The organism is Agrobacterium sp. 719_389, assembly GCF_900188475.1.
In the GTDB taxonomy this organism is placed as follows: Bacteria; Pseudomonadota; Alphaproteobacteria; order Rhizobiales; family Rhizobiaceae; genus Agrobacterium; species Agrobacterium radiobacter.
In genome coordinates, this window is the sequence record NZ_FYEM01000013.1 from 23,671 (window position 1) to 49,286 (window position 25,616).

Annotated in this window: 20 protein-coding genes; 14 read left to right on the top strand and 6 right to left on the bottom strand. The window is 60.2% G+C overall.

Annotation, left to right across the window (positions count from 1 at the left end; all coding sequences use genetic code 11):
• Window positions 1-136 precede the first annotated feature (136 nt).
• Window positions 137-592, top strand: a complete 456-nt coding sequence (gene soxR / locus CFB10_RS21125; RefSeq protein ID WP_020009221.1) for a redox-sensitive transcriptional activator SoxR — start codon at window positions 137-139, stop codon at window positions 590-592.
• Window positions 593-622: 30 nt separating this feature from the next.
• On the opposite strand, the gene amyA is transcribed toward soxR, so the two are convergent.
• From amyA to CFB10_RS21155, 6 genes are all read right to left on the bottom strand, one after another.
• A complete protein-coding gene (amyA, locus tag CFB10_RS21130) occupies window positions 623-2,110 on the bottom strand; it encodes an alpha-amylase (RefSeq protein ID WP_026363403.1) in 1,488 nt (495 codons plus the stop codon).
• Between the two features lie 111 nt (window positions 2,111-2,221).
• A complete protein-coding gene (locus CFB10_RS21135) occupies window positions 2,222-3,955 on the bottom strand; it encodes a biotin carboxylase N-terminal domain-containing protein (RefSeq protein ID WP_020009219.1) in 1,734 nt (577 codons plus the stop codon).
• Between the two features lie 17 nt (window positions 3,956-3,972).
• Complete coding sequence (locus tag CFB10_RS21140) at window positions 3,973-5,568, bottom strand: 5-oxoprolinase/urea amidolyase family protein (protein WP_026363402.1); 1,596 nt, start codon at window positions 5,566-5,568, stop codon at window positions 3,973-3,975.
• A gap of 7 nt (window positions 5,569-5,575) precedes the next feature.
• A complete protein-coding gene (locus CFB10_RS21145) occupies window positions 5,576-6,385 on the bottom strand; it encodes a putative hydro-lyase (protein ID WP_020009217.1) in 810 nt (269 codons plus the stop codon).
• Window positions 6,386-6,396: 11 nt separating this feature from the next.
• Window positions 6,397-7,164 (bottom strand): LamB/YcsF family protein, encoded by a 768-nt coding sequence (locus CFB10_RS21150; protein WP_020009216.1) that lies wholly within the window; start codon window positions 7,162-7,164, stop codon window positions 6,397-6,399.
• Window positions 7,165-7,183: 19 nt separating this feature from the next.
• Window positions 7,184-8,425 carry an NRAMP family divalent metal transporter gene (locus CFB10_RS21155; RefSeq protein ID WP_026363401.1) on the bottom strand — a complete coding sequence of 414 codons (1,242 nt, stop codon included), beginning with the start codon at window positions 8,423-8,425 and terminating at the stop codon, window positions 7,184-7,186.
• A gap of 266 nt (window positions 8,426-8,691) precedes the next feature.
• Here CFB10_RS21155 and CFB10_RS21160 point away from each other — a divergent pair, with 266 nt between their 5' ends.
• From CFB10_RS21160 to CFB10_RS21220, 13 genes are all read left to right on the top strand, one after another.
• Window positions 8,692-9,357 carry a GntR family transcriptional regulator gene (locus CFB10_RS21160; protein WP_020009214.1) on the top strand — a complete coding sequence of 222 codons (666 nt, stop codon included), beginning with the start codon at window positions 8,692-8,694 and terminating at the stop codon, window positions 9,355-9,357.
• A 102-nt stretch (window positions 9,358-9,459) separates the two neighbouring features.
• Complete coding sequence (locus CFB10_RS21165; RefSeq protein ID WP_034500932.1) at window positions 9,460-10,047, top strand: ANTAR domain-containing response regulator; 588 nt, start codon at window positions 9,460-9,462, stop codon at window positions 10,045-10,047.
• Window positions 10,048-10,082: 35 nt separating this feature from the next.
• On the top strand, window positions 10,083-11,378 hold the full coding sequence (locus tag CFB10_RS21170; protein WP_020009212.1) for a CmpA/NrtA family ABC transporter substrate-binding protein: 1,296 nt from the start codon (window positions 10,083-10,085) through the stop codon (window positions 11,376-11,378).
• A 379-nt stretch (window positions 11,379-11,757) separates the two neighbouring features.
• A complete protein-coding gene (locus tag CFB10_RS21175) occupies window positions 11,758-13,050 on the top strand; it encodes a CmpA/NrtA family ABC transporter substrate-binding protein (RefSeq protein ID WP_020009211.1) in 1,293 nt (430 codons plus the stop codon).
• Between the two features lie 113 nt (window positions 13,051-13,163).
• Complete coding sequence (ntrB, locus tag CFB10_RS21180; RefSeq protein WP_020009210.1) at window positions 13,164-14,057, top strand: nitrate ABC transporter permease; 894 nt, start codon at window positions 13,164-13,166, stop codon at window positions 14,055-14,057.
• Window positions 14,058-14,071: 14 nt separating this feature from the next.
• Window positions 14,072-14,869, top strand: coding sequence for an ABC transporter ATP-binding protein (locus CFB10_RS21185; RefSeq protein WP_020009209.1), 798 nt, complete (start codon window positions 14,072-14,074; stop codon window positions 14,867-14,869).
• 5 nt (window positions 14,870-14,874) lie between these two features.
• Window positions 14,875-17,322 (top strand): nitrite reductase large subunit NirB, encoded by a 2,448-nt coding sequence (gene nirB / locus CFB10_RS21190; protein ID WP_020009208.1) that lies wholly within the window; start codon window positions 14,875-14,877, stop codon window positions 17,320-17,322.
• 5 nt (window positions 17,323-17,327) lie between these two features.
• Complete coding sequence (gene nirD / locus CFB10_RS21195; RefSeq protein ID WP_003519747.1) at window positions 17,328-17,663, top strand: nitrite reductase small subunit NirD; 336 nt, start codon at window positions 17,328-17,330, stop codon at window positions 17,661-17,663.
• Between the two features lie 214 nt (window positions 17,664-17,877).
• Window positions 17,878-20,526 carry a nitrate reductase gene (locus CFB10_RS21200; protein ID WP_020009207.1) on the top strand — a complete coding sequence of 883 codons (2,649 nt, stop codon included), beginning with the start codon at window positions 17,878-17,880 and terminating at the stop codon, window positions 20,524-20,526.
• Window positions 20,498-21,976 (top strand): siroheme synthase CysG, encoded by a 1,479-nt coding sequence (gene cysG, locus CFB10_RS21205; RefSeq protein ID WP_020009206.1) that lies wholly within the window; start codon window positions 20,498-20,500, stop codon window positions 21,974-21,976. The genes CFB10_RS21200 and cysG overlap by 29 nt, the downstream gene beginning before the upstream one ends.
• Before the next feature lie 119 nt (window positions 21,977-22,095).
• Entirely contained in the window at window positions 22,096-22,869 is a 774-nt protein-coding gene (locus CFB10_RS21210; protein WP_003505873.1) for a DeoR/GlpR family DNA-binding transcription regulator, read from the top strand.
• 107 nt (window positions 22,870-22,976) lie between these two features.
• A complete protein-coding gene (locus tag CFB10_RS21215) occupies window positions 22,977-24,500 on the top strand; it encodes a glycerol-3-phosphate dehydrogenase (RefSeq protein ID WP_020009205.1) in 1,524 nt (507 codons plus the stop codon).
• A 37-nt stretch (window positions 24,501-24,537) separates the two neighbouring features.
• Complete coding sequence (locus CFB10_RS21220) at window positions 24,538-25,608, top strand: ABC transporter ATP-binding protein (protein WP_020009204.1); 1,071 nt, start codon at window positions 24,538-24,540, stop codon at window positions 25,606-25,608.
• Window positions 25,609-25,616 lie beyond the last annotated feature (8 nt).

The following is a 25,616-nucleotide window of genomic DNA, read 5'->3' on the forward strand; positions in this document are numbered from 1 at the left end:
CAGAGGCGCCCTTGGGCGCCTCTTTTTTTGAACGTTCGTCTATTGACCTCAACTATGGTTGAGGAATTATACCGGCTGCTCTTCACTGTGTTTCCGCGTTTTCCGAGCGGAAATCGTGCCGGAAGCAGGAGCCAGAATGGAAAATACCGTATTCAAACACAGTCTGACGGTCGGGGAGGTTGCCCGTCGCAGCGGCATCGCCGTCTCCACAATTCATTTTTATGAGACGAAAGGATTGATCGAGGGCTGGCGCACCGCCGGTAACCAGCGTCGTTATCATCGTGCTGTTCTGAGACGCATCGCCATCATCCGCATCGCGCAGCGCGCCGGGATACAGCTCAGCATTATCAGGGACGCGATGGCCGATCTGCCGCAGGATCGGGTGGCGACGACGGCCGATTGGCGCAGGTTCTCCCAATCCTGGCGGGAAATGCTTCAGCTTCGCATCAATAACCTGATCATGCTGCGCGATCAGCTGACCGGCTGTATCGGTTGCGGATGCCTTTCGCTGGATGATTGTCCGTTACGCAATCCGAATGATGTTCTGGCCGATGACGGCGCGGGTCCGCGCCGTCTCGTGTCCGCCGAGTGAGCAGAAGTTTCGGGATGGGACGATTGTCCCTCACTCGGATTCGGCTGGAACCCAAACGCTGACGCTGCCGCCATTGGTGGGAAAGACGCCCTTGCCGCTCTCATCAAGGGTAATATGTTCTTCCCGGTGCCCCAGAAAGTCGCGCCAGACCGCCCCGGCTTGATCGGGACCGAGATCGATCTGCTTTTCCGCCGGCTCGCCATTCGACATCACCACCACGCAGCCCGGCGCATCGGCGGTGCCGTGGCGAATAAAGGCAATGCAGCTTGGGTCGTCGAAAATATCCGTCTGGGCTCCGTTGGCGAAACGGCTGCGGGCCTCGATGAGTTTCGGCAGGCATTCGATGGCGGGAATGATGATCTCGTGTTCGTTGCCGTCATTGCCGGTGTCGGTATAACCAGTGCCGAACAGATCCGGATAAAAGACGCAGGGCACGCCCTCTTCGCGCAGCAGAATGATTGCATAGGCCAGCGGCTTGAACCAGGGTTCCACTGGCGCTTCCAGCGATTGCAGCGGCTGCGTGTCGTGATTATCGACGAGCGTGACGGCATGGTCGGGAACGGCGGAGACAAGCGAGCCGTCGAAGATGCTGCGCATGTCGAAATCACCACCTTGTTTTGAAGCGTCGTGAAAGCGGTGGTGAAGGGCGACGTCGAAAAGCATGAGCTGCTTGTCGACCAGCTCAAGATAGCTTTTCAGCGCCTCGAGATCGGGGTGCCAATATTCCGCCACGACGAACAGATCCGGATCGACCGTTTCGCGCATATGGCCGACCCAGTCGCGGAAGAACCAGGCCGGGATGTGTTTTGCGGCGTCCAGACGAAAGCCATCAACCTGTACCTGCTCGGAGAGCCAGCGGCCCCAATATTTGAGTTCCTCGTAAACCGCCCGGTTTCTGAACTCGACATCCGCGCCCATCAGATAGTCGAAATTGCCGTTTTCCTGATCGACTTCCTCATTCCATTCCCCATCGCCATATTCGTTGACGAGGCGGAAAATGCCGTCTTCGGTCGGCTCCTCGATATGGTCGACACCGCTGAAGCACTTCAGGTCCCAGATGAATTTGGAATGTTTGCCGTTGCGGCCGGGAAAGGTGAAGCGTGTATAGGCAAGCGCCTGAAAGTCTTCATCGTCTATTTCGGTGCGGTCTTCGGGATTGACGCGGCGAACCCGTACCTTTTCCTTCTCGTCGGCACCCATCTTGTGATTGAGAACGACATCGTGAATGACACGGATGCCATTCTCCTTCAGCGTCTTGCCCGCATGTTCAAGGGCGGCGCGATCACCATATTTGGTGGCGACGGTGCCCTTCTGGTCAAATTCGCCGAGATCAAAGAGATCGTAGGTGTCATAACCCACCGAATAACCGCCGGCGGCGCCCTTGTAGGCGGGCGGCAGCCAAACGTCGGTGATACCCATTTTCGCAAGGCTTTCGGCCTTTTCCGCCACCTCGCTCCATAATTTCCCTCCGTCCGGATAATACCAATGGAAGAACTGAAGCAAGGTGCGTCCGGCCATATTTCCCTCACGATGGTTAGCAGGTCGCGCCATAAACGGCCCGGCGGCGAAAGGGTTCCGCCGCCGGGGATGCGCGATCTGCAATTGTGAGGCCGATGGCCCGGCCGTATATTAGCCGGCTATGTCGATAAGGGCGGCACCCGCCTGCAGATAGTCGCCTTCCTTGACGATCAGACGGACTTTACCGGCCTTGGGGGCGATAATCTGCGTCTCCATCTTCATGGCTTCCATCACGGCCAGAAGATCGCCTTGCGAAACCGTGTCCCCGTCTTTCACCTTGAAAGACTGCAAGGTGCCGGAAACCGGGGCGATGATTTCACCTTCCTTTTCCTTGGTGGCGGCGCTGCCGGGAACAGCCGCGCTGCTGCCGCTAACCGCTCCGAGGCTGGAGAGCAGCAGGCTGGGCAGACCAACCGATACGCGCTTGCCGTCGATTTCCAGAAAAGTGCGGGTGACGGAAGGATCGTCGGCTGGTGCCGGTCGTTCCATGGCATCCGGCATGGCGGCGAAATCGGTCTCGATCCAGCGGGTGTGAACCTTGAATCCGTCCGTGCCGATGAAGTCTTCGGTTTCTATCGCGCCGCGATGGAACGGGAGCACCGTGGCGATGCCTTCGATGCGGAACTCCTTCAACGCGCGACGGGCGCGACGCAGAACCTGATCGCGGTCGGCGCCGGTGACGATGAGCTTCGCCATCAGCGAGTCGAACACGCCTGGCACGCTGGAACCGCTGAGGACTCCGCTATCCACGCGAATGCCGGGACCTGAAGGTGCGTCGAAAACCGAGATCGAGCCGGGTGTGGGCAGGAAGCCCCGGCCGGGGTCTTCGGCATTGATGCGGAACTCCATGGAGTGGCCACGCGGCTCAGGCGTTTCGAGCACGCGCAGCTTCTGGCCTTCGGCAATGCGGAACTGTTCGATGACGAGATCGATACCTGTGGTTTCCTCGGTAACGGGATGTTCCACCTGCAGGCGCGTATTGACCTCGAGGAAAGAAATCGTGTCGTCGACGCCGAGAAGGAATTCGACGGTGCCGGCGCCGGAATAACCGGCGGCAGCGCAGATCGCCTTGGCGGCCGCGTGGATTTTCTGACGCTGATCGTCGGACAGGAAGGGGGCAGGGGCTTCTTCGATCAGTTTCTGGTTCCGGCGCTGCAGCGAGCAGTCGCGGGTGCCGAGCACCAGCACATTGCCGTGCTTGTCGGCGAGAACCTGCGCCTCGATATGGCGTGGCCGGTCAAGGAAACGTTCGAGGAAGCACTCACCGCGGCCGAACGCGGCCGTCGCCTCGCGCACGGCGGATTCGTAGAGATCGGCGATCTCTTCCATCTTCCATGCAACCTTCAGGCCGCGCCCGCCGCCGCCATGGGCCGCCTTGATGGCGACGGGCAGGCCGTGTTCTTCGGCAAAGGCTGTGACTTCGGCCGCGGAAGAGACCGGGCCGTCACTGCCCGCAACCAGCGGTGCGCCTACGCCAGTGGCGATGCGCCTCGCCTCGACCTTGTCGCCCAATGCTTCGATAACCTGCGGGTCCGGGCCGATCCAGATCAAGCCGGCATCAAGCACGGCCTGCGCGAATTCAGCACGTTCGGACAGGAAGCCGTAACCGGGATGCACGGCATCCGCGCCGGCGCGTTTGGCAATCGCGATCAGCTTGGCGATATCGAGATAGGTCTCGGCCGGGCGCACGCCCTCCAGCGCATAGGCTTCATCCGCCAGCCGGACGAAAAGCGCGTCCTGATCGGGATCGGCATAAACGGCGACCGATTGCAGGCCATAATCGCGACATGCGCGGATGATGCGCACCGCGATCTCGCCGCGATTGGCAATCAGCACTTTTTTCATAGCTCTTCTCCTCGGAATTATGTGTTCTTGGCCGCGATTTCGGCGAATGGGCCGATCGGGCGGAATTTGATTTTGGCGTTGACGGGGATCTGCCCGGCAAGATCGAGATGATATTCCGCCACCGCGCCGATGACGGGATAACCGCCGGTCAGCGGGTGATCGGCAAGGAAGAGAACCGGCTGGCCGCTATGCGGTATCTGGATCGCCCCCGTCGCCGTGCCTTCGCTCGGCAGTTCGGCGCTGTCCTTGCGTTCCACCGGCACTTCGCCGGCGAGGCGGATGCCGACGCGGTTCGACTGCGGTGTGACCTGCCAGAGCTGGCCGGTCAGCGTCTCGATACCCTTCTGCGTGAACCAGTCGGTGCGGGGGCCGAGAACGACGTCCAGTGTCACGACTTCACCGGTTGCCGGCGGTTCGAAGGCCGGAACCTCGTTGATCGATACACTGGAGAGGGCGGACTTCTCACCCTTGAGCGAAAGGACGGCGCCAGCGCCCACCGGCTCGGGACCGACGACAGCCAGCGTGTCCGTCGCGAAACTGCCAAGTACCGGCTCAACATCAAAGCCGCCGCGTACCGCAAGATAACAGCGCATACCCTTCGGCGGCTGGCCGAAAGTCACGACATCGCCGGGTTCGAGGGATACCGGGCCATCGGTCTTTGCCGCGAAGCTGCCATCCGCCGTGGTAATGGTGACGGGGCAGGGCGCACCGGCAATGCCGATGACAGTGCGGCTCGAACTCCTGAAGGAAAAACCGCCGAGCGTCAGTTCAAGGCACGGCGTATTAACCGGATTGCCGACGATGCGGTTTGCGGCGTTGAACGCTCCGCGATCCAGCGCGCCGGAAGCCGATACACCCTGCCCGGTCTGGCCGAAGCGGCCGAGATCCTGGAAAATGGCTGGCATGGGTGCGGCGAGTACCTCGAAATGTGGGTCGTCCCTTGTCGGTTCTTTTTGTGAACTACGCGGTGCCGATACGGGAATATTGACCGTCTTGCCGGCCTTGTTCATGTCGAAGAAACGCACCCGATAACCCGGCTGGAAAAGTGCGCCGGGATCGCGGTCAATATCCCACATTTTCACCGGCGTCGTGCCGATGATCTGCCAGCCGCCGGGGCTGTTTTGCGGATAGACGCCGCTGAAGGCTCCAGCAAGTGCTACCGAACCCGCCGGAATGCGGGTACGCGGGCTTTGCCGGCGCGGCACATGCAGGGCCGGATCGCCGCCGACCAGATAACCGAAGCCGGGAGCGAAGCCGCAGAAGGCCACGGTGAATTCGCTTTCGGTATGGCGGCGGATGACCTCCTCGACGTTCATGCCGGTCAGTTCGGCAACATCGGCGAGGTCTTCGCCATTATAATGGACGGGGATTTCGACGAGATTGTCCGAAGGTGCAATTTTCGCTGAGAGATCGCGGCTCGCGAGCTGCGCGGCCAGCATCTCCGCACCGATCTTTTCGGGGCGGAAACGGATCATCAACGTGCGGGCCGCAGGCACCGTCTCTTCGATGCCCTCGACCGGATCACTCTGAAACGAGGCGAAAAGCGCCAGCGTTTCATCGAGATCGGCAAGTTCGACAAGAATGGTGGTGAGGCTGACGGGGAGAAAACGCATCATATCCTCACGCGTGATAGGCGGTGTCGGGAATATCGGTGATGAACATGTGCCCCGGCGCATGGGTAATCGCAAAAGGTACACCGGACGCCATGACCGCGGCCTGAGGGGTCACACCACATGCCCAGAAGACCGGGACCTCGCCCGGCTCGATCCGCACCGCATCACCGAAGTCGGGTTTGGCAAGATCGATGATGCCGATCTCTTCCGGCGCGCCAACATGCACGGGCGCGCCATGCACCGCCGGAAAACGTCCCGAAATGGTTGCCGCATCGGCGACACGCGACGCCGGGATCGGCCTCATGGAAACGACCATATTGCCCTTCAGCCGACCGGCCGGACGGCAGGGCCGGTTGGTGAGATACATCGGAACGTTGCTCTTGTCGGTCATGTGGCGGATTTCGATACCCGCTTCGACCATCGGCGTTTCGAAGGTGAAGCTGCAGCCGATCAGGAAGGCGACGAGATCATCGCGCTCCGCCCAGGCGGCAGTGGCATCAGCCGTTTCCTCGGCAAGCTTGCCGTCCCGCCAGATGCGGTAGAGCGGCAGGTCTGTCCTGAGATCGGCGCCGGGAGCCAGAAGCGTGGTGGGCGAGCCGGGATCGGAGACATCAAGCACCGGGCAGGGTTTGGGATTGCGCTGCGCATAAAGCAGGAAATCGAAGGCCCAGTCGCGCGGCAGCACGATCATGTTGGCCTGCGTGAAGCCGGGTGCGATGCCGGAGGTTGGGGCGACGAGGCCGTCGCGATAGGTGGCGCGAGCCTTTCGCGCGGTCTCCGCGTCCGTGTGGTTGAGATAGGATGTCGGTATCGTCATCGGCTACCCTTTCAGCGATTGGATGCGAAGGAGCGGATGTCGATGCCATCAGCCTCGAAACGGCGGCGGATTTCCTGGGCGATGGCGACTGCGCCGGGGCTGTCGCCATGCACGCAGATGGATTGCGCCTCGATTTTTATGATGCTGCCATCGATGGCCTCCAGCGTGCCCTCACGGGCGAGCTGCACCATACGGTCGGCGATCTTTGCCGCGTCATGCAATACGGCACCGTCTTGCCGGCGGGAGACGAGCTGGCCTTCAGGCGTATAAGCGCGGTCGGCGAAGGCTTCGGCAACGGTGGCAAGGCCGGCTTTGCGCGCGAGATCAAGGATGGGCGCGTTGGCAAGGCCCATCAGCACCAGCGAGGCATCGACCGCCTTGATGCCGTCGATAACCGCCTGCCCCTGTTTCGCGTCGTTGGCGATGCGGTTGTAAAGCGCGCCATGTGGCTTGACGTATCGCACCGTGGTTCCGGCAGCGGCGGCAATGCCCTTCAGCGCGCCGATCTGGTAGATGACATCGGCAATAAGCTCTTCCGAGGTCACGTCAAGATCGCGGCGGCCGAAGCCGACGCGATCAGGATAGGAGACATGGGCGCCGACGATCACGCCCTTTTCGGCGGCGGCCTTGACGGTGCGGTAAATGCCGGCCGGGTCGCCGGCGTGAAATCCGCAGGCGATGTTGGCGCTGGAAACGATGGCGAGCATCGCCTCATCGTCCCCCATGCTCCACGCACCGTAACTTTCGCCAAGATCGCTGTTGAGATCGATAGCGGCCATGTTTGCCTCCCTTTGTTTATTACAGGCCAAGCAGGCCGAAGATGGTACCAGCGGACTTGTAGCCCATGTACCAGGTCAATGCGCAAGTCAGAACGCCGAGCAACAGCAGGACGCGCGGATAGCGGTAGCCACCCATCAGGTCTTCGCGTTTCCATGCCGCAAACAGGAAGATGCTGAGGCCGATCGGCAGGATGAGGCCGTTGAGGCCGCCGACGAAGACCAGCATGGCGGCGGGCGGCGTGGTGATCAGCAGGTAGCAGACGAGCGAGACTGCGATGAAAATGACCGTCGCCATATTGCGGGCACGCTCGCTCATATCCTGCTTGAAGACGGGCAGGAATGAAACGGAAGTATAGGCTGCGCCGATGACGCTGGTGATGGCCGCTGCCCAGAAGATGATGCCGAAGAGGCGGAAGCCGAGATCGCCGGCGGCCGAACGGAAGGCCTGCGCGGCGGGGTTGGCGGCCTGGCCCGACGTGTCGATGATGACGCCGCTGGCGACAACGCCGAGAATGGCGAGAAACAGCACGTAACGCATGATGCCGGTGACGGCGATGCCGGTCAAAGCGGCGCGGTTGACGGCAGGCAGGTTTTCAATGCCGACCATGCCCCGGTCCAGCAGGCGGTGTGCGCCGGAATAGGTGATGTAGCCGCCAACGGTGCCGCCGACGATGGTGGTGATGGTTGCGAAATTGATCGTATCCGGCAGGAAGGTCTGGCGGAAGGCGTCGCCCACCGGCGGAGCGGAGACGAAGGCCACATACAGCGTCAGCACTATCATCAGAATGCCGGCGAAAATGATGAACCGGTCAACAGCGAGACCTGCCCGCTTGGAAACGAAGATGGCGATGGAAAATATCGCGCTGATGGCGCCGCCGATTTTCGGGTCCAGCCCGAAAATGGCATTCAGGCCAAGGCCGGTGCCGCCGATATTACCGATATTGAAGAACAGGCCGCCGATGATGACGAGAATGGCGAGCAGATAGCCGGCGCCGGGAATGGCGGCATTCGCAATATCGGATGCGCGCATGCGCGTCAGCGTCACGATACGCCAGATGTTAAGCTGGACGACGAAGTCGATGACGATGGAGGCAAGAATGCCGAAGGCGAAGGCTGCACCGAGTTGAGTGGTGAATGTCGCCGTCTGGGTGATGAAGCCGGGACCGATGGCGGATGTCGCCATCAGGAAGATCGCTCCCATCAGGGACGCGCGTTTAGACATTTTCATATCGGCAGTCGGGGTGAGCTTTTTTTGCTCCATGGATTTTCTCCGCTCCTGTCGCAATCCGCCCCTCGCGGATGCTTTATGCGGCCGATCTTGTCCTGTTCCGCGAAATTGTCAATATTGTTCAACAATAAATAATAATCGTTCTCTTATTCTGTCTATTTGTTGGACGTTATGCGCATGAATTCATCACGTTTTTTTCGTGCTTTGCTAATGCTTTGTGCTATGGGCAATCATGCCGTGTCCGAAGATGCCTGTCACGGAATTCCCGATGCTGCATTGCTCTTAAGGAAAGGAGCGTCATGACGGAAACGATAGAGGGTCTGCCGCTTGCGGATCGATTGGCCAAGGGTATCCGCACCCTGCTGATCTCTGGCGAGTTGATGCCGGGGCAGCGCCTTTCAGAGGCAGCTTTCAGTGAACGTTTCGACGTCTCTCGCAATTCGCTGCGCGAAGCCTTCCGGCTTCTGACCAAGGACGGGCTTCTGCGCCATGAGGCAAATCGCGGCGTGTTCGTCGCCGTTCCCACCATGTCCTCGGTGATCGATATTTATCGGGTGCGACGCATGGTGGAATGCGGCGCGCTGCGTCAGGCCTGGCACAAGCATCCGGCTATCCGGACCATGCGCGCGGCGGTCGAGGATGCCAAGGTCAAGCGTGACGATGCCGACTGGCTGGGCGTGGGCAGCGCCAACATGAAGTTTCATGCCGCCGTCGTCGATCTCCTCGACAGCGCCCGTCTCAGCGATTTTTACGAGCGCATCGCCGCTGAACTCAGGCTTTGTTTCGGGCTTTTGAAAGATCCCGAACAGCTTCATTCCCCCTTTGTGGACATGAACAGCAAGATACTGTCGCTGATGGAAGAGGGAAAAGCTGGAGAGGCTGGCGACGAGATGGAAATTTATCTCAATCTTTCCGAGCGAACGGTTTTGAAGGCGCTTGAACGCGCCGTAGAGCACGCATCGTGACATGATGGGCGGCAGGGGGAAAAAACGGCCCTTGCCGCTCCATCCATTTTTTGCATCCGCAGCCGATTGCCAAGTTTGCTGCGCTGCGTCATCAATGCTGACATGACGCTTCGCGACCTGACTATTCTCGTTATAGACGAAAACGCGATCCGCGCCTCCATCATCGAGGAGGGGCTGCGGGAGGCCGGATATCACCGCGTCACGGTCATCCACGAGGTGAACGGGGTGGCGCGCACCATCGAGACGCTGCAGCCCGATGTCATCTTCATCGATCTGGAAAATCCCAATCGTGACATGATGGAGCATCTGTTCCAGCTCACCCGCACGGTCGGCCGCCCCATCGCCATGTTTGTCGATCGTTCGGACACCGCCTCCATTGAGGCCGCCGTCGAGGCGGGTGTTTCCGCCTATGTCGTCGACGGGCTGAAGAAAGAGCGGGTCAAGCCCATTCTCGATATGGCGGTCAGCCGCTTTAATGCTTTCAGCCGCCTGCAACGGGAACTTGCCGACGCCAAGTCGGCGCTTGAGGAACGCAAGGTCATCGAGCGCGCCAAGGGTATCCTGATGAAGATGCGTGGTCTTTCCGAAGAGGAGGCCTTTGCGCTTTTGCGCCAGACGGCGATGAACGAGAAAAAGAAGATTTCCGAGATCGCGCAAAGCGTGGTCACCGCGGCCGGTTTGTTGATGTGACGAACCGCCGGTCGGACAGTCAAGGAGTGCATGATATGGCGGCACCGGAAAAAACGGCCGGATCAGACAGCGGAGTAACGAAAGCCCCAGGCGCGCCGGCAATCGTCGGCAGCGACCGGCAAAAAATCCTGCGTGCCGGCTTTATCCCGCTTGTCGATGCATCAGTGCTGATCGCCGCTGCCGAATTCGGTTTTGCCGAACGCGAAGGACTTTCGCTCGATCTCGTCAAAGATGTCTCTTGGGCGAATGTGCGCGACCGGCTGGCGTTCCGGCAATTCGATATCGCCCATATGCTGTCGCCAATGCCTGTCGCCTCCATGCTCGGGCTCGGCTCCAACCCATCGCCGACGATCACGCCTTTTTCGCTCGGACGCGGCGGCAATGCGATCACGCTTTCGACCCGCCTGTTTGCCCGGATGAAGGCTTTGACAGGGCTTTCCGAAATGGCGGGAGCACTTGAAAATGCCGAGGCGTTGAAGCGGGTGCTCGATGATATGCGGGTGCGTGGCGAACCGCCGCCGACACTCGGCATGACCTATCCGTTTTCATCGCATAATTACGAATTTCGCTATTGGCTCGCCGCCGGCGGCATTCACCCTGATCACGACGTCAAGCTTGTGGTGGTGCCGCCGCCATTGACGTCGGACGCGTTGGCCGCAGGGGCTATCGACGGTTTCTGCGTCGGCGCGCCTTGGAACATCGTCGCCGCCGAGCGCGGTGTTGGCCGGATCGTTGCCGCCAAACAGGACCTGTGGCCTTCTGCGCCGGAAAAGGTCATCGGCATGCGGCCGGAATGGGCGGAAAACCAGCAGGAAACGGTCGGCCGGCTGCTGACGGCGCTCGATGTGGCCGCGCGCTGGTGTGATGTTGCGGGAAATCACGATGATCTGAGCCGGGTGCTTGCCGATCCCCGCTATATCGGCGCGCCGGAAAGCATCATCCGTCACGTTCTTGCCGGTGAATTCAATATTGACAGCCAGGGCAACCGCCGGGTTATCGACAAATATTTCCTGTTCCACGGTGGTCATGCCAATTATCCGCGCCGGAGCCAGGCATTGTGGATTTACAGCCAGATGATCCGCTGGGGGCAGGCGGAGTTTTCGCAAGGTGGCGTAAAAGCTGCCCTGTCCGCTTATCGGCCGGATATTTATCGGGCGGCGCTGGGCGATGCCAATGCGCCTGATGATGCCGATATTCGTATCGAAGGACAGGAGGCTGGCGACCGTTTTGTGGACGGCTTCGTCTTCGATCCCACTGACATTACAGGGTATGTGAATGGTTTTGCCGTGCGCAGTTCTGCCCCTGTTTCTACCTCCCAAGGCGAAGCCTGAGAGCAGTTCAGCCGGGCTAGCTGCGCAAATTTCAAGCGCGGAATTTTTCCAGTTGCGTAAACGATAGACAAAATTACGGCTGGTTAAAATTTAATCGCCTGACAGAATTTCTGAAATTCTGTTTTATTTACAATAAAATAGCTTCAATATAAAAAACTGGCACGCCTCTTGCATCTTCTCGTTTGCACCGGTCAACGGCGATCGGGGCGAGCAGGGCGCGGCATAGGCGCTTTCAAAGACATAGACGTCGCAAGGTTTTGCTGCCTGGAACACCTCCCGTTCCGCAGGCGCAAACACCGAGCGGCGTTTTTTTATTTTCAGGTTTTTTCGCAAGCGAAAGCGTCACCCGCAGAGGTGGCCCAATAAGGGGAACATGCGAATGAAAAAGATATTCTCGGGCGATATCAGCCGCCGCACGATACTGAAGACGACAGCCACCGCAGCCCTCGTCACCGCCGTGCGCACTGCCTTTCCGTCAGGTGCTTTCGCAGCCACCACCGAACCGGAGGTGAAAGGCGCGAAAATCGGCTTTATCGCGCTGACCGATGCCGCCCCGCTCATCATCGCGGCGGAAAAGGGGCTGTTCGCCAAGCATGGCATGCCTGATGTCGAGGTTCTGAAGCAGGCCTCCTGGGGCGCGACGCGCGACAATCTCGTGCTTGGTGGCGCATCCAACGGCATTGATGGCGCGCATATTCTGACGCCGATGCCCTATCTCATGCACACCGGCAAGGTGACCCAGAATAATGTGCCGGTGCCGATGACCATCCTCGCCCGCCTCAACCTCGACAGCCAGGGCATTTCCGTCGCCAAGGAATATGCCGAAACCGGCGTTCAGCTCGATGCTTCCAAATTGAAGGCTGCTTTCGAGAAGAAGAAGGCCGAAGGCAAGGAAATCAAGGCCGCGATGACCTTCCCCGGCGGCACCCATGATCTCTGGATTCGCTACTGGCTCGCCGCTGGCGGCATCGATCCGGACAAGGACGTCTCCACCATCGTCGTTCCGCCGCCGCAGATGGTTGCCAATATGAAGGTCGGCAATATGGACGTCTTCTGTGTGGGCGAGCCGTGGAATGAACAGCTCGTCAATCAGGGCATCGGCTTTACTGCCTGTACCACCGGAGAGCTCTGGAAGGGCCATCCGGAAAAGGCGCTCGGCATGCGCGCCGACTGGGTGGAAAAGAACCCGAACGCCACCAAGGCGCTGCTGATGGCCGTGATGGAGGCGCAGCAATGGTGCGATGAGATGGCGAACAAGGAGGAAATGTCCGCCATCCTCGGTAAACGCCAATGGTTTAACGTGCCGCCGAAGGATGTTCTCGGTCGCCTCAAGGGCAATATCAATTACGGCAACGGCCGCGTGCTCGAAAATACCGGCCTGCAGATGAAGTTCTGGCAGGACCATGCCTCCTATCCCTTCCGCAGCCATGACAGCTGGTTCATCGCGGAAAACATCCGTTGGGGCAAATTCGCGCCCGATACGGATGTGAAGGCGCTGGTTGCGAAGGTCAATCGCGAAGATATCTGGCGCGCGGCGGCCAAGGATCTCGGCGTTGCCGATCTTCCCGCCTCCACCTCGCGTGGCAAGGAAACCTTCTTCGACGGCAAGGTCTTCGATCCTGAAAATCCATCCGCCTATCTCGAAAGTCTGTCCATCAAGGCGGCCTCCTGAGGAGGAGACCCGGGCGTCGCTCCTCATCCGCCAGCAGCTCTGCCCAACCGGCGCTGCTGAAGACCGGATGAGGGGCGAGCCCAGACCGCAACCGAAATCAAGAGGAAATGCCCATGTCCGCATTGGCCCGAAAATTCAATGAAGAGCCGCAGCAGCCGGCGGCGCAGAAGGCAAACGTCGTGGCGCTTGCACCGAAACAGTCGCCGCGGATCGATCTGCGCAAATGGGGTGTTGCGGCGGCCCGCAACATCATACCGCCGTTTGTCGTTCTCGCCATTTTGCTCGGCGTCTGGCAGCTGCTCTGTTCCGCCCCCGGCGCATCGCTGCCACCGCCGAGCCAGGTTTTCGAGGAGAGTTACGATCTCATCGTCTCGCCGTTCTTCCACAATGGCTCGCAGGATATCGGCCTCGGCTTGCGCGTGCTGGTCTCGCTGGAGCGCGTGGCTTACGGTTTCGGCCTCGCCGCCATTGCCGGCATTATTCTGGGCGCAGTGATCGGTCAGTCGATCTGGGCGATGCGCGGCCTCGATCCGATCTTTCAGGTGCTGCGCACCGTGCCGCCGCTCGCCTGGCTGCCGCTTTCGCTGGCCGCCTTTCAGGATAGCAACCCTTCCGCCATTTTCGTGATCTTCATCACCTCCATCTGGCCCGTCATCATCAATACGGCGGTGGGCGTGCGCAACATTCCGCAGGACTATCGCAACGTCGCGCAGGTGCTGCGGCTCAACCAGATAGAATTCTTCTTCAAGATCATGCTGCCGTCGGCAGCACCTTACATCTTCACCGGCCTGCGCATCGGCATCGGCCTTTCCTGGCTCGCCATTGTCGCGGCTGAAATGCTGACCGGCGGTGTCGGCATCGGCTTCTTCATCTGGGATGCGTGGAATTCCTCGCGCCTGCCCGACATCATCGTGGCGCTCGCTTACATCGGCGTTGTCGGCTTCATGCTCGACAAGCTCGTGGCGGCGCTCGGCAAGGTCATCACCCGCGGCGCTGCGGCGAACTGAAAGGGCGAACAATTATGAACGCTTATCTGAAGCTCGATCACATCGACAAATATTTCGACAAGGGCGGCTCGCGCGCCGAGGTGCTGAAAGGCATCAACCTCACCATCGAAAAAGGCGAATTCGTCTCCGTCATCGGCCATTCCGGTTGCGGCAAATCCACCATGCTGAACCTCATCGCCGGGCTGACGAAAGTCTCCGCCGGTGCGGTGCTTCTCGAAAACCGGGAGGTCAACGAACCGGGTCCGGAACGCGCTGTCGTGTTCCAGAACCACAGCCTGCTGCCCTGGCTTTCGGTTTATGAAAACGTCAATCTCGCCGTGGAAAAAGTGTTCCGCAACACCAAGACGCGGGCCGAGCGGCACGACTGGGTCATGCGCAATCTCGATCTCGTGCAGATGGCCCATGCAAAAGACAAGAAACCGTCTGAAATTTCCGGCGGCATGAAGCAGCGCGTCGGCATTGCCCGTGCGCTCGCCATGGAGCCGAAAATCCTGTTGCTGGACGAGCCTTTCGGCGCGCTGGACGCACTGACCCGCGCCCATCTTCAGGACGCGGTGATGGAAATCCATGCCCGTCTCGAAAACACCATGGTCATGATCACCCATGATGTGGACGAGGCGGTGCTGCTTTCTGACCGTATCGTGATGATGACCAACGGCCCCGCCGCCCATATCGGCGAAGTGCTTGACGTGCCGCTGCCGCGCCCGCGCAACCGCATCGAGCTTGCATCCGACAAGACCTACCTCAAATGCCGCGAAGCCGTGCTGAAGTTCCTTTACGAACGTCACCGCTTCGTCGAAGCCGCGGAGTAACGACCATGACGCAAAAACTCGTCATCATCGGCAATGGCATGGCGCCGGGGCGCATGCTGGAAAACCTGTTCGAAACCGCCCCCGGCCTTTACGACGTCACCATTTTCAACGCCGAGCCGCGCGTCAATTACGACCGCATCATGCTCTCGCCGGTGCTTTCAGGCGAAAAGAGCTATGAAGACATCGTCATCCACAATGACGAATGGTATGCGGCTAACAATGTGACGCTGCACAAGGGCGCAAAGGTCACCGGCATCGACCGCGACAGGAAAACCGTGACCAGCGAAAACGGCATCACGGCCTCTTACGACCGGCTGGTGATCGCCACCGGCTCCCTGCCCTTCATCATCCCCGTTCCCGGCCATCAGTTGCCTGGTGTGCTTGCCTATCGCGATCTCGACGATGTGACGAAGATGCTGGAAATCGCCGAGGGCAAAGGCCGCGCCATCGTCATTGGCGCGGGTCTTCTCGGACTGGAAGCGGCTTACGGCCTGAAGCGTCAGGGCATGGATGTCACCGTCATCCATCTGATGCCGACGATCATGGAGCGCCAGCTCGATCCGGCAGCGGCCTATCTTCTGGAAAAGGCGCTGAACGAGCGCGGCATCGACATCATTACCAAGGCCAACACCAAGAGCATTCTCGGCGAGGAGAAGGTCGAAGGAATCGAGCTGGAAGACGGCCGCGTCATAAAAGGCGACATGGTGGTGATGGCGGTGGGCATCCGCCCCGCCTCCGGCCTTGCCAAGGAAGCCGGCATCGCCGTCAATCGCGGTATCGTGGTGGATGACGGCATGATGACGTCGGACGCTTCCATCTACGCACTCGGCGAATGCGCCGAGCATCGCGGCATGTGCTATGGCCTCGTTGCACCGCTTTATGAATCGGCCCGCGTGCTGGCCGATCGGCTTTGCGGCGGTTCGGCCGAATATCACGGCTCCGTCACCAATACGAAGCTGAAGGTCACCGGCATCAACCTGTTTTCCGCCGGCGATTTCGCGGAGGGCGACGACCGCGAGGAAATCGTGCTGCGTGACGCCACCGCCGGTGTCTACAAGCGCCTCATTCTCAAGGAAAACCGCATTATCGGTGCGGTTCTCTACGGCGAGACGGCGGATGGTTCGTGGTTCTTCGATCTGATGAAGAAATCGACCGATATTTCCGCCATGCGCGAAACCCTGATCTTCGGCCAGGCCTATCAGGGAGGGTCGCCGCTGGACCCTATGGCGGCCGTTGCAGCCTTGCCGGATGATGCGGAAATCTGCGGCTGCAACGGCGTCTGCAAGGGCAAGATCACCTCAGCCATCACCTCCAAGGGGCTGGCTTCTCTGGATGATGTGCGCGCTCACACAAAAGCCTCCGCCTCCTGCGGCAATTGCACCGGCCTCGTCGAACAATTGATGACGCTGACGCTCGGCGACAGCTACAATCCCGCTGCCGTGCAGCCCATGTGCAAATGCACCGATCTCGGCCATGACGATGTCCGTCGTCTGATCAAGGCCAAGGGCCTGAAGACCATTCCCGCCGTGATGCAGGAGCTGGAATGGAAAACCTCCTGCGGCTGCGCCAAGTGCCGCCCGGCACTCAATTATTACCTCGTCTGTGATTTTCCGGATGAATATGCCGACGATTATCAGTCGCGTTACATCAATGAGCGCGTTCACGCCAATATCCAGAAGGACGGCACCTATTCCGTCGTGCCGCGCATGTGGGGCGGCGTCACCTCTTCCTCCGAACTCCGGGCAATTGCGGATGTGGTCGACAAGTTCGATATCCCGATGGTGAAAGTCACCGGCGGCCAGCGTATCGATCTTCTCGGCATCGAGAAGGAGGATTTGCCGGCAGTCTGGGCCGATCTCGGCAAGGCCGGTTTCATTTCCGGTCAGGCCTATGCCAAGGGACTTCGCACGGTGAAGACCTGTGTAGGCGAACAATGGTGCCGTTTCGGCACGCAGGATTCCACCGGGCTTGGCATCCGCATCGAGAAATTCATGTGGGGTTCGTGGACGCCGGCCAAGCTTAAGCTCGCCGTTTCGGGCTGTCCGCGCAACTGCGCGGAGGCGACCTGCAAGGATATCGGCGTTATCTGCGTCGATTCCGGTTTCGAGATCCATTTCGCCGGCGCCGCCGGTCTCGATATCAAGGGCACGGAAGTCTTGGGCCTCGTCAAAACCGAGGACGAAGCGCTGGAGTATATCGTGGCGCTGACCCAGATGTACCGCGAACAGGCGCGTTACCTTGAGCGCATCTACAAATGGGCCAAGCGTATCGGCTACGACGAAGTCCGCCGCCAGATCATGGACGATGCTGACAAGCGCAAGGGCTATTTTGACCGCTTCGTCTTCAGCCAGAAATTCGCGCAGGTCGATCCCTGGTCCGAACGTGTGTCCGGCCATGACAAGCATGAATTCAAACCGATGGCGGCAATCGGTTTCAGTGAGGCGGCGGAGTAAGAACGATGGACAGCAACTGGATCGATATTGGCGACATCTCCGACATCCCGCTGCGCGGCGCACGTTGCGTGAAAACGCCGATGGGCAAGATCGCCGTGTTCCGCACGGCGGAAAATCAGGTCTTCGCGATTGAGGATCATTGCCCGCATAAGGGCGGGCCGTTGTCTCAGGGCATCGTACATGGGGCTTCGGTGACGTGTCCTTTGCATAATTGGGTGATTTCGCTGGAGACTGGCAAGGCGTTGGGGGCGGATGAGGGCGAGGTGCGGACCATTCCAGTGCGGAATCTGGATGGGAGGCTTTCGATAGCGCTTGAAACTCTGATGATTGCGGCGGAGTGAATTGCGATGGCGGTGAAGATACCCCCCTCTGTCCTGCCGGACATCTCCCCCTCAAGGGGGGAGATCAATCGCGGCACAAACCCCCATTCACAACTGGCGTCATCGCCGGTGGAGAGGAAACGGGGAGCCATCCGCTTGTCGATCTCCCCCCTTGAGGGGGAGATGTCCGGCAGGACAGAGGAGGGTAACCGCCGCGCCCCGAGAGGGCAAACCCATGCCCGTTGAAACCAAGACCACCTGTCCCTATTGCGGCGTCGGCTGCGGCGTCATCGCCACCGTCAACGACGATGGCGCCGTTTCCGTCAAAGGCGATCAGGACCATCCCGCCAATTTCGGCCGGTTGTGCTCCAAAGGTTCGGCTCTCGCTGAAACCATCGACCTCGAAGGTCGTCTGCTCCATCCCGAAATCAACGGCAGGCGGGCAGCGTGGGACGAAGCCCTTGATCTCGTCGCTTCCCGCTTCTCTCAAGCAATTGCCGAGCATGGCCCGGATTCGGTTGCCTTTTACGTCTCCGGCCAATTGCTGACGGAGGATTATTACCTCGCCAACAAGCTGATGAAAGGTTTCATCGGCTCGGCCAATATCGACACCAATTCAAGGCTTTGCATGTCGTCTTCCGTCGCCGGCCATCGCCGCGCTTTCGGTGCTGACACGGTGCCGGGCACCTATGAGGATATGGAGCTTGCCGATTTGGTGATCCTCACCGGCTCCAATCTCGCCTGGTGCCACCCGGTTCTCTATCAACGGCTTGCCGCCGCAAAGGCGGCGCGGCCCGAGATGAAGGTCGTCGTCATCGATCCGCGTCGGACGATGAGCGCCGATATTGCCGATATGCATCTCGCCATTCGCCCGGACGGAGATGTGGCGCTATTTACCGGTCTCCTGGCGCATCTCTCCGACAGTTCCGTGATCGATAATGCTTACGTCCAGAACCATGCCGCCGGATTCGACGCCGCCATGCAGGCAGCGACCGGGCACAGCCTGCCTGATATCGCCGAGGCCACCGGCCTGACAATCGCGGAACTGATTTCCTTTTACGAATTGTTCGAACGCACGGAAAAAACCGTCACCTGTTACAGCCAGGGCGTCAACCAGTCGCAGAGCGGCACGGACAAGGTCAACGCCATCATCAATTGCCATCTTGCCACCGGCCGCATCGGCAGGCCGGGCATGGGCCCGTTTTCGCTGACCGGGCAGCCGAACGCCATGGGCGGACGCGAGGTCGGCGGACTGGCCAATATGCTGGCCGCCCATATGGCTATCGAAAATGCTGACGACCGTGATCGCGTGCAGCGCTTCTGGGCCTCACCCGCCATTGCGCAAAAGCCCGGCCTGAAAGCGGTGGATATGTTCAGGGCGGTGGCCGATGGCCGCATCAAGGCGCTGTGGATCATGGCGACCAATCCGGTGGTTTCCATGCCGGATGCCGGTGCCGTCGAGGCGGCCATCAAGGCTTGTCCTTTCGTTGTGGTCTCCGAGGTCATAGCCAGTACCGACACGGCCCGCCACGCCGATATCCTTCTGCCCTCGCTCGGCTGGGGGGAAAAGGACGGCACGGTAACCAACTCAGAGCGGCGCATTTCCCGCCAGCGCGGTTTCCTCGATGCGCCCGGCGAAGCAAGGGCCGACTGGTGGCAAATGGCGGAGGTGGGCAGGCGCATGGGTTTCGACGCCGCCTTCGCTTATGGCCAGCCATCGGAGATTTTTGCCGAACATGCCGCTCTGTCCGGCTTCGAGAATGCGGGAAGCCGCGATTTCGATATCAGCGGGATCGACCAGTTCTCCTACGAAACGATGCCGCCCTTTCAATGGCCGAAAGCCCGGCCCGGCGAGGTCGCCGTTACCCGATTTTTCGCGGATGGTCGTTTTTACCATGCGGATGGAAAGGCGCGGTTCATCGCCACCGCCTTGCCGGAGACCCGCAGGACATCGCCCGATTATCCGCTGACACTGAATACCGGCCGCATTCGCGATCAATGGCACACCATGACCCGCACCGGCAAAAGTGCACGGCTCACCGCCCATATTGCCGAGCCTTTCGCCGAACTTCACCCGCGCGATGCGCAGGCGCTGGGAATTGAAAGCGCCGATCTGGTGGAGCTGGAAAGCCCGTATGGCAAGGTTCTGCTGCGGGCGCTGCTCAGCGAAAGGCAGGCGCGCGGATCGGTCTTTGCGCCGATGCACTGGAACGACCAGTTCGCCTCGCGGGCGCGCATCGATGTGGTTGTGGCACCTGTCACGGATCCGCATTCCGGCCAGCCCGCCTCAAAAAACATGGGCGTGAAGGCAAGGCGTTTTGCGGCGAAGGCCTATGGTTTCGCCATCTCCCGCACCCGGCCGGATGCGCCGGATTGCGCCTACTGGGCCATCGCCAAAGCCGATGGCGGCTATCGCATGGAGCTTGCCTTCGAAGATGAGCCGCAGGACTGGACGCTCTGGGCGCGGCAGGTTTTCGGCATCGATATCAGGATCGAGCCGCTGGGTTACAGCGACCGGCAGACGGGCGATCTGCGCCTCGCCTTCTTCGACGGCGATATTCTGCTGGCGGCGCTGTTCATCGCCAAGGAGCCGGTGGCAGTCGCCCGCAACTGGGCGATATCGCAGCTTTCCGAACGCCATGAAGATTTGCGCATGCGTTTCGCGCTGGTCGCCGGGCGTCCCGGTGCCGGTCGGGCCGACCCGGGCGCGACTGTCTGCTCCTGCTTCAACGTCGGGGTGAACCAGATCACGACCGCCATCCGTGATGGCTGCCACAGTGTCGAAGCCATCGGCAAGGCGTTGAATGCCGGAACCAATTGCGGCTCCTGCCGCGCTGAAATCAGGGGGATCATCGATGGATGCCTTAAATCCGCAGCGGAATGAACCGGCCCGCATGGAAAAACTCGCCAAGCTGCCGGTCTTCTGGGGGCTTGAGGGCAAGCGCGTGGTGCTAGCGGGCGGATCGGATGGGGCGGCCTGGAAGGCGGAACTGCTGCTGGCCTGCGGGGCGGAACTTCGTCTTTATTGCGAGGAAAGCGAGCTTTCGGAAAGCTTCGCGGCGCTCGTCGCAAAAAGCCCGGCGCTGACATGGCATGACCGTTCATGGGGTGCGGATATTTTCAAGGGCGCGGAACTGGCGCTGGCGGATTGCGAGACGGATGAAGAGGCGGAAAGATTTTACCATGCCGCACGAGCGGCCGGTATTCCCGTCAATGTCATCGACAAGCCGGAGTTCTGCCAGTTCCAGTTCGGCTCCATCGTCAATCGCTCGCCGGTGGTGGTGTCGATTTCCACCGATGGCGCCGCACCCATTCTGGCGCAGGCCATTCGCCGGCGCATCGAAACCTTGCTGCCGCTGGCCCTCAAGGACTGGGGCGCGCTTGCTCAGCTAATCCGCGAGCGCGTCAATCTGCGGCTCGCTCCGGGTCCGGCGCGACGCTCTTTCTGGGAAAAATTCGTCGATCGGGCGTTTACCGAAAGGCTGGATGAAGGCAGCGAAGAACGGCTGCTTGCGGATATCGGAACGCAGGCCAGGCGAGGGGGATCGGGTCGCGGCCTTGTGACGCTTGTGGGTGCCGGACCGGGCGATGCCGAACTGCTGACCCTGAAAGCGGTGCGCGCTTTGCAGGCGGCCGATGTCATCCTGTTCGACGATCTTGTTTCAGCCGAGGTGCTGGAACTGGCGCGGCGGGAAGCGAAGCGCCTGCTGGTCGGCAAACGTGGCGGCCGGGAAAGCTGCAGGCAGGAAGACATCAACGAGATGATGATCCGCCTCGCCAAGGCAGGCAAGCGGGTGGTGCGGCTGAAGTCCGGTGATCCGATGATTTTCGGGCGTGCTGGTGAGGAGATCGCGGCGCTGGAGGCCGAAAATATCCCGGTCGAAGTCGTGCCCGGCATCACTGCCGCAAGCGCCATGGCCTCGCGCCTGGGTGTGTCCTTGACCCATCGCGACCATGCCCAGTCGGTGCGCTTCATCACCGGTCATTCCCGGCAGGGCAAGCTGCCGGAGAATATCGACTGGCAGTCTCTCTCGAACCCCTCCGTTACCACTGTCTTTTATATGGGCGGACGAACCGCCGGTGATATTCAGTCCTGCCTGCTTGCCCAGGGAATGCCCGCGTCAACACCCGTGGTGGTGATGATTTCCGTCAGCCGCGCCAATGAGCAACGATGGTGCGGTTCGCTTGCGCAACTGGCTGCGGCAGTCGAGAGACTGGGCGTGAACGAACCTGTGCTGATTGGCATCGGTGATACGTTCCATACCGCTTCCGCGGCATTTTCCGTTACCCGCAGCGAGGGAGCGGATGCTGTGCCTGCCCAAAAAGCCGGCTAATAAGATTTTTGATGGTTTCCGCTAACCGGCGATCCTTCCGCCCGCAAACCCTCCCTTGACATTGGTTTTTCGTTCGCTCTTCAATAAAACGAAAAAATTGAAAGAGGAGGGAGGGTGAAATGCTGCTCACACCGCGTCAGGATGAAATCGTTGCGCTGGCGAAAGCGAACGGCCGGGTGCTGGTCGATGAACTGGCGGCGCGGTTTTCGGTGACACCCCAGACGATCCGCAAGGATCTGAACGATCTCTGCGATACGCGGGTGCTGACCCGCATCCATGGCGGCGCGCTCTTTCCAAGCGGCAATGAAAACGTCAAATACGAGGCGCGCCGCGCCATCGCATCGTCCGAAAAACAGGCGATCGGCGCCGCTGCCGCGGCCCTCATCCCCAATAACTCGTCGCTTTTCATCAATATAGGCACCACGACCGAGGCAGTTGGTGAAGCGCTCGCGGATCATCACGAGTTGATGGTTATTACCAACAACATCAATGTTGCCAACAGGTTGAGGGTTTTCCCCGGCATCGAAGTGGTGATTGCCGGGGGTGTCGTGCGCGGTTCCGATGGCGGTATCGTCGGCGAGGCGGCGGTGGATTTCATCCGCCAGTTCAAGGTCGATTTTGCCGTCATCGGCGTGTCGGCCATCGATGAGGATGGCGCTTTGCTCGACTTTGACTTCCGTGAGGTCAAGGTGGCGCAGGCGATCATCTCCAACGCGCGCCATGTCATTCTGGTATCGGATTCGCTTAAATTCGAGCGCACGGCCCCCGTGCGTATCGGTCATCTTTCGCAGGTTCATACCTTCATTACCGATCATTGTCCTGTTGATTCCATCCGTACCATCTGTGCTGATCACGATGTCCGGCTGATCGAAACCGAGGGCCGCGACGCCTGATTAAAGGGCTCTTGGATTTCGTTTGACATTCGTTTTGTCTTCGAATTAGATGGCTGTGCTTTCAATATATCGATGAGGAGAGCGTCGATGAAAGCGCGGGAGGGTCCATGTCTGACGAGGCAATCCACGATGTTTTCGTGATCGGCGGCGGCATCAATGGCTGCGGCATTGCGCGTGACGCCGTCGGCAGGGGCTATTCCGTCGCACTTGCGGAAATGAACGATTTTGCCTCCGGCACCTCGTCCGCCGCCACCAAGCTCATCCATGGCGGTTTGCGTTACCTCGAACATTACGAGTTTCGTCTGGTGCGCGAAGCGCTGATGGAACGGGAAGTGCTCTGGGCCATGGCGCCGCACATCATCTGGCCGATGCGCTTCGTGCTGCCGTTCCAGAAGGGCGGCGTGCGCCCGGCCTGGCTCGTGCGTCTCGGGCTTTTTCTTTACGACCATCTCGGCGGCCGCAAGCTTCTGCCTGCCACCCGCTCACTCGATCTGCGCCGTGATCCAGCCGGAAAACCGCTAAAACCGGTTTTTGCCAAGGCTTTCGAATATTCCGATGGCTGGGTGGACGATGCCCGGCTGGTGGTGCTGAACGCCCGGGATGCGGCCGATCGCGGCGCCCTGATCCTCAACCGCACGCAGGTCGTTTCGGCGCGGCGTGAAGGCGCCTTCTGGCGGGTCGAAACAAAAAGTGCGGCCGGAGAAACCGCGACCTATCGGGCGCGCATGCTGGTGAATGCCGCCGGCCCTTGGGTGGACAAGGTTCTGGCGTCGACATTCGGCAAGAACAATGTCCACAATGTTCGCCTCGTGCAGGGCAGCCACATCATCGTGCGCAGGAAGTTTTCCGATCCGCGCGCCTATTTTTTCCAGAATCCGGACGGCCGCATCATCTTCGCCATCCCTTACGAACAGGACTTTACGCTGATCGGTACGACGGATCGCGACTATACCGCCGACCCCCGTGCTGTTAAGATCAGCGATGAGGAGATCAGCTATCTTTGCAGCGCGGCGAGCGAATATTTCGCTGAGCCGGTGACGCCGGCCGATATCGTCTGGACCTATTCCGGCGTGCGGCCGCTGTTTGACGACGGCGCATCGAAAGCGCAGGAAGCCACCCGCGATTATGTGCTGAAAACCGAGGGTGCGGAAGGCGAAGCGCCGCTTCTCAATATATTCGGCGGGAAGCTCACGACCTATCGGCGGCTTGCCGAACATGCTCTTGAAAAAATTGGCGATGCGCTGGGTGAAAAGGGCTCGCCATGGACGGCGGGTTCGCATTTGCCGGGTGGAAATTTTGGTGCCGAGGCCTATGCGGGGGAGGTTGCGGCCTTGCGGTCGCGTTATCCTTTCCTTGATGAGCGTCATGCCAAGCGGCTCGTCCGCTGTTATGGAACGGATACAATGTCGATAATCGGCAATGCGGGGGAGATCGCAGCGCTGGGACGGCATTTCGGCGGTACGCTTTATGAGGCCGAGGTGCGCTGGCTGATGACGCGGGAATGGGCGCTGACGGCGGAAGATATTCTGTGGCGCCGCACCAAGCAGGGACTGTTTTTAACCCCCGAAGAGGTGCGTGGGCTGGAGGATTATATCGAAGACATTGCAGGTGAACGCTTGAAGGCAATCTGACGATCCGATCGAAAAGCGGAGGAGGCTTTGGATCACCATGCTTGAATTGCGAAACGTCTCGAAGATGGTTGGCGGTGAATATCATATTCACCCGATCGATCTGACGTTGCAGCGCGGAAGCCTGAACGTCCTGCTTGGACCGACACTTTCGGGCAAGACGACGCTCATGCGGCTGATGGCCGGGCTGGACAAGCCGAGCGCCGGCTCGATCTTTTTTAATGGCGAGGACGTGACGGGCTGGCCGGTGCAGAAGCGCAACGTCGCCATGGTCTATCAGCAGTTCATCAACTATCCGGCGCTCTCCGTTTATGAAAATATCGCTTCGCCGATGCGGGTTGCCGGCAAGGATCAGGCGACCATCGACAGGGAAGTCAGGAAGGCGGCCGAGCTTCTGAAGCTGACGCCCTATCTCGACCGCACGCCGCTCAATCTTTCCGGCGGCCAGCAGCAGCGCACAGCACTTGCCCGCGCCATCGTCAAGAACGCCAATCTGGTGCTGCTAGACGAACCGCTGGCCAATCTCGATTACAAGCTGCGCGAAGAATTGCGCGAGGAACTGCCGCGCATTTTCGCGGAATCCGGCGCGATCTTCGTTTATGCCACGACCGAACCGTCCGAGGCGCTGCTGCTTGGTGGCAACACCGCAACGCTTAACGAAGGGCGGGTGACGCAGTTTAGCCGCACCATCGAGGTCTACCGGCGTCCGGTGGATATCGTGACCGCGGAAATATTCGCCGACCCGCCGCTCAACACCATCGAGGTCATCAAGACGGGTGGGGCTTTCACCCGTGCCGACCATGCCGTTGTCGCGGTGCCGGCGCATCTTGCGGCCGTACCGGATGGACCTGTGACCATTGCTTTCCAGCCGCATCATCTTTTCCCGCATGCAAAGGGTGAGGCGCGGCAATCCATTCGGGCGCGGACGCTGATTTCGGAAATCGCCGGATCGGAGAGCTTCGTGCATGTGGAATTTTCCGGCAGGCGATGGGTCATGCTGGCGCATGGCATCCACGACATCGAACCGGACAGAGATATCGAGCTCTTTCTCGATACAAGACACCTGATGGCCTTTGACGCGAATGGCCGCGCCATCGGCGAAGTGGCGTAAGGGGAGAT